7 protein-coding genes are annotated in these 4,866 nt (G+C 60.3%); 3 read left to right on the top strand and 4 right to left on the bottom strand.

Annotation, left to right across the window (positions count from 1 at the left end; genetic code table 11):
* Positions 1–270: 270 nt before the first annotated feature.
* Positions 271–1,569, top strand: a complete 1,299-nt coding sequence (gene glyA / locus QZ522_RS17810) for a serine hydroxymethyltransferase (RefSeq protein ID WP_294614747.1) — start codon at positions 271–273, stop codon at positions 1,567–1,569.
* A gap of 209 nt (positions 1,570–1,778) precedes the next feature.
* Here glyA and QZ522_RS17805 read toward each other — a convergent pair whose 3' ends face one another.
* Entirely contained in the window at positions 1,779–2,102 is a 324-nt protein-coding gene (locus QZ522_RS17805) for a hypothetical protein (RefSeq protein WP_294614744.1), read from the bottom strand.
* 224 nt (positions 2,103–2,326) lie between these two features.
* Positions 2,327–2,701: a hypothetical protein gene (locus tag QZ522_RS17800; protein WP_294614742.1), complete on the bottom strand. Its 375-nt coding sequence runs from the start codon at positions 2,699–2,701 to the stop codon at positions 2,327–2,329.
* Positions 2,702–2,792: 91 nt separating this feature from the next.
* On the opposite strand from QZ522_RS17800, the gene QZ522_RS17795 reads away from it, so the two are divergent.
* Positions 2,793–3,548 carry an alpha/beta fold hydrolase gene (locus QZ522_RS17795; RefSeq protein WP_294614740.1) on the top strand — a complete coding sequence of 252 codons (756 nt, stop codon included), beginning with the start codon at positions 2,793–2,795 and terminating at the stop codon, positions 3,546–3,548.
* Here QZ522_RS17795 and QZ522_RS17790 read toward each other — a convergent pair whose 3' ends face one another.
* Positions 3,549–3,734 (bottom strand): CTP synthetase, encoded by a 186-nt coding sequence (locus QZ522_RS17790; protein WP_294614738.1) that lies wholly within the window; start codon positions 3,732–3,734, stop codon positions 3,549–3,551.
* A 142-nt stretch (positions 3,735–3,876) separates the two neighbouring features.
* Here QZ522_RS17790 and QZ522_RS17785 point away from each other — a divergent pair, with 142 nt between their 5' ends.
* On the top strand, positions 3,877–3,996 hold the full coding sequence (locus tag QZ522_RS17785) for an entericidin A/B family lipoprotein (protein ID WP_294614736.1): 120 nt from the start codon (positions 3,877–3,879) through the stop codon (positions 3,994–3,996).
* Positions 3,997–4,002: 6 nt separating this feature from the next.
* Here QZ522_RS17785 and QZ522_RS17780 read toward each other — a convergent pair whose 3' ends face one another.
* Positions 4,003–4,512: an alkylphosphonate utilization protein gene (locus tag QZ522_RS17780; protein ID WP_294614735.1), complete on the bottom strand. Its 510-nt coding sequence runs from the start codon at positions 4,510–4,512 to the stop codon at positions 4,003–4,005.
* Between the last annotated feature and the right edge of the window lie 354 nt (positions 4,513–4,866).

The following is a 4,866-nucleotide window of genomic DNA, read 5'->3' as shown; positions in this document are numbered from 1 at the left end:
TGCCATAGCGGCCAATCAACGCAGCCCGCGCGGTTTGCGCCACCGGCGCGTTGCTGGCCAAAAAGGCGATTCTTTCGGACATATCGGTCCCAGCTCCAGTCAAACACCAGCAGGTTTCCCTGCCCCGCCAAAGGTTTCCTATGGCGTCATATGTTTATCCCCTGCACCATCTTCGGCGGTCAGGCAAGGTTTTGCGTCGCTTTGAGACCTTTCAACACAGCAACCTTTCCTTTAGGAACCGCATCAACGCGAACCCCTGATCTAGAGCACATGCCCATGTCCACCACCCGTGATGCTGGCTTTTTCACCGAATCCCTCGCCTCCCGCGACCCGGAGCTGTTTGGCTCGATCACCAACGAGCTGGGTAGCCAGCGCGACGAGATCGAACTGATCGCATCGGAAAACATCGTCTCCGTCGCCGTGATGGAAGCGCAGGGATCGGTGCTGACCAACAAATACGCCGAGGGCTATCCCGGGCGCCGCTACTACGGTGGCTGCCAATATGTGGACGTGGCCGAAAACCTCGCCATCGACCGGGCCAAGCAGCTGTTTGGCTGTGAATTTGCCAATGTGCAGCCCAATTCCGGCTCGCAGGCCAATCAGGGTGTGTTTCAGGCGCTGCTGAAACCCGGCGACACCATCCTCGGCATGAACCTCGCCTCCGGCGGCCACCTGACCCATGGCGCGGCCCCGAACCAGTCCGGCAAATGGTTCAACGCAGTGCAATACGGCGTACGCCAGCAGGACTGCCTGATCGACTATGACGAGGTCGAGGCGCTGGCGGTGGAACACCAGCCGAAAATGATCATTGCCGGCGGCTCTGCCATTCCGCGCATCATCGACTTTGCCCGCTTCCGGGCCATCGCCGACAAGGTTGGCGCCTATCTGCATGTGGACATGGCCCATTTCGCCGGTCTGGTGGCGGCGGGCGAGCACCCCTCGCCCTTCCCGCATGCCCATGTGGCCACCACCACCACGCACAAGACCCTGCGCGGTCCCCGGGGCGGCATGATCCTGACCAATGACGCCGATATCGCCAAGAAAGTGAACTCGGCGATTTTCCCCGGCATCCAGGGCGGCCCCCTGATGCATGTGATTACGGCCAAGGCGGTTGCCTTTGGCGAGGCGCTGCGCCCGGAATTCAAAAGCTACATCCAGCAGGTGATCCAGAACGCACAGGCGCTTTCCGATCAGCTGATCAAGGGCGGCCTTGATACGGTCACGCATGGCACCGACACGCATGTCGTATTGGTTGACCTGCGCCCCAAAGGCGTCACCGGCAATATCGTGGACAAGGCATTGGGTCGCGCGCATATCACCTGCAACAAGAACGGCGTGCCGTTCGATCCCGAAAAGCCGACCGTCACCAGCGGTATCCGTCTTGGCTCGCCCGCAGGCACGACCCGTGGTTTTGGCGAGGCCGAGTTCCGCCAGATCGCGGATTGGATCATCGAAGTGGTCGATGGTCTGGCCGCCAATGGCGAAGAGGGCAACGGCGCGGTCGAAGCCAAGGTCAAGGCCGAAGTCGCGGCTCTCTGTGCCCGCTTCCCGCTTTACCCGAACCTCTGATCCACAGCGTTTGTAAACTAAAATCCCGCGTGGCCCATGCCGCGCGGGATTTTTCATTGGGTAGGGTGTGGTTTGCGTTTGCGCCCTCGGCGACACATGACGGCGATGCGCCAAGGCAGGGGATAATCAAACGACCTTTGAGGCGAATAACGAAAACACCCGCGAAGTGATCCGCGGGTGTAGCGTTTCTAAAAGGTCTTGTCGAAGGCTCAGCCGCCGCGACCACCGCCACCTTGGCCACCACCACCTTGGCCACCGCCACCTTGGCCGCCGCCGCCCTGTCCGCCGCCTTGGCCAGACCCACCCCCTGTGTCCGATCCACCCAAGCCCTCGCCTGCGTTCGCGCTGACGTTCTGGACCAGTCGGCCGTTCATCTCGTCCTCGCCGGGGGTGTCGATGCTTACTTCCTGATTTTCTTCATGGAATTGAGCCAGAACCGTATCCGTCGGCGTCGCCCACGGGTTGTTATGCTCGGCGATCACCGGCGTAACGGTCAGTGATGCTATGGCAAATCCCAATGCAAAGTTTTTCATTTACTGCCCTTTCCTGAGGTTCATACGCGTCTCATCCGAGTTATGTATTCACGATATTGAATTTGATAAGGGGTGCTGTTTCGCTTTGGTGAAAATCAGCGATTTTATGCTGAAAAGGCTGTGCAGGACGCGACATAAATCTTCAGTTAAACTGTGTGCTCACTGTGCATCTGATGCCTATCGGGCGGCGCATTCCTAACTCATCAGATCTCGTCGAACCGCTCTTAAAGCGCCCCCTGCCACCACAGCAAAAGCATCAGCCCGCCCGCCAGCAGCGCGAGGTTCAGAACCATGCCGCCCAATAGCCGAAGGATCGCGGTCTTGCGGTCTTCCTTGGGGTCGATGCCGTCGAGATAGGCGTGCAGGTCGGCAAAGGCGGTGTTCACCTGCGAGATGTCCAACACCCGCGCAAGCTTGGGGTGGGCCATCCAGTCTTGCGCACCAAGGATGATCGCGCCGGCCCGGCGTTGCCGCTTGGGTAGACGCCGCCCGGCGTGGCGCAGCTGTGCCTCAAGTGTGCGCCCGCGCAGGCGCATCCGCTCGCGAAGCAAGGTTTGCAGGCCTTCAAGACGGGCGTTGAACTCCTGGGTGTTGATCACGTGGGCGGTCTCCTTGGTGTAAGCCTAGCGGCTCTGTGCCAAGCGCTCAATAGGGCTGGTCCTTGGCGGGTCGGGGCGATATTCAGGGGCCATGTTGAATATGATCGAACATGGCGTGCGCACCGAAGCGCCCGGATTGCTGATCGTGCACGGGCTTTATGGCTCGGGGCGCAATTGGGGTGTCATTGCCAAGCGGCTTTCCGATACCCGTCACGTGGTCGCAGTCGATATGCGCAATCACGGCTCAAGCCCCTGGCGGGAGACGCATTCCTATACCGATATGGCCGGCGATCTGGCCGAGGTTCTTGAGGCGCTTGAGGGGCCTTACGATGTGCTGGGCCATTCGATGGGCGGCAAGGCGGCGATGGTGCTTGCACTGACACGGCCCGAGCTTGTGAACCGCCTGATCGTGGCCGATATCGCGCCGGTGGCCTATGCGCATACGCAAATCCATTACATCAAGGCGATGCAGGCGGTTGACCTGAGCGGGGTCAACAAGCGCTCGGACGCGGCGGATCAATTGCTGCCGCTGGTGGATAACCCGGATCTGGTGCCGTTCTTTCTTCAGGCGGTGGACGTCAAGAACAAGCGCTGGCTGCTGAACCTTGATGTGCTGGCGCGCGAGATGCCGCATATCCTTGGTTTCCCAGAGATTGAGGCACAGTACGACGGCAAGACCCTGTTCCTGTCGGGGGGCTTGTCGGAGTATGTCAAACGCGAGGACCGCGCGCGGATCAAGGCGCTTTTCCCGGCCGCGCAATTCGCGAAGATCCCCGGCGCGGGGCATTGGCTTCATGCCGAGAAACCCCGCGAATTCGAAGCGGCTGTGCGGACATGGCTTGGCTGATCAGCGGTTTTCGTAAAGCGCCCTGGTCACCATCCACGTCACCGGAAACGCGATGACAAATCCGATGGCGGCGGCAATCAGGATCGGCGTCATGGTATCTTTCCCCATCACCAGCGCCGCTATGACGGCTGATCCGGCAAGGGTCGAGCCGATGAAAAGGTGCAGAATGAAACCAAGTCGCAACATGCGGGCCTCCGTGAGCATAAAACGCGTCCAAGGCCCTTATGGCGAAGTTCCGCCCATGCTACCTTGATCCAAATCACTTTCGCTCGTTTCCATGGGGCGCGCGGGATATAGACCACATAAACCTCTGATCGGAGACACGAATATGCGCATGATTGCACTCGGCCTTATTGCCATTTTGGGACTGGCAGGCTGTGAGACCATCCAAGGGGCGGGCCGGGATATCCAGAACGCCGGTCAGACGCTTGAAAAAGCGGTCAACTAGACGCGCCTAGCGCTTTTTGACGAATTCGGTCAGGATCACGATCCGCTGGCCTTCGACCCGGCCTTCGATATGGGCGGGGTTGTCGGCGACAAGCGAAATGCGATGCACGGCGGTGCCGCGCTTGGCGGTGAAATTGGCGCCCTTGACCACCAGGTCCTTGATCAGCACCACGGTGTCGCCCTGTGCGAGGGCCACACCGTTGCTGTCTTTATGTTCGCTGGCCTGCGGGACGTTCTCGGCCCAGGCGCGGGTGTCGTCGTCAAGCCAGAGCTGATCGGCAAGATCGCGGGCCCAGTCCTGATCGGACAGGCGGGTCAGCATCCGGGCGGCCATCACCTGCGTCGCGGGGTCTTCGGACCACATGCTAGAGGCCAGAGCGCGCCAGTGGTCGGGCTCGGGTGTGCCGTTGATCTGCGCCTCGCAGGTGCCGCAAATCTCGACACTGGCGCCCTCGGGGCCGCCGGTGACGTTGAAAGAGGTGAGCGGGGCATCAGCAGAGCAAAGGGCACAGGGCATAGTGGTCAATCCAGGTTATGTTGTCTGGATGCGGTATAGGCCCAATGCGGCTGATGGGGAAGGGGGACGCATGGGGGGTGTCGGGTTGATATCCATCCTACATGACGTTGCGATTGAGGTAGGGGGATGATGCTCGGAAATAGTCTGTTCAGAAATGGACTACAATCCATGGTTGAATTTGGAGCGCGGCATCGCCACCTCATAATTTCATTACCACATGAAGGAGATTACGATCATGGGCAAAGGACAAGGCAACGGGGGCGGGTGGCCGTCAGGCACTGGAAATCCTTCGGGCGGGGGGCGCTCGAACGGTCCTTCTGGGGGTGGCAAGGGCAAGTAACGAATTGGGGCGCG

The sequence above is a fragment of the uncultured Roseovarius sp. genome (assembly GCF_913054395.1).
GTDB lineage: Bacteria > Pseudomonadota > Alphaproteobacteria > Rhodobacterales > Rhodobacteraceae > Roseovarius.
The sequence above is the reverse complement of the archived record's forward strand: the minus strand, read 5'-3'. Positions and strand labels throughout refer to the sequence as shown.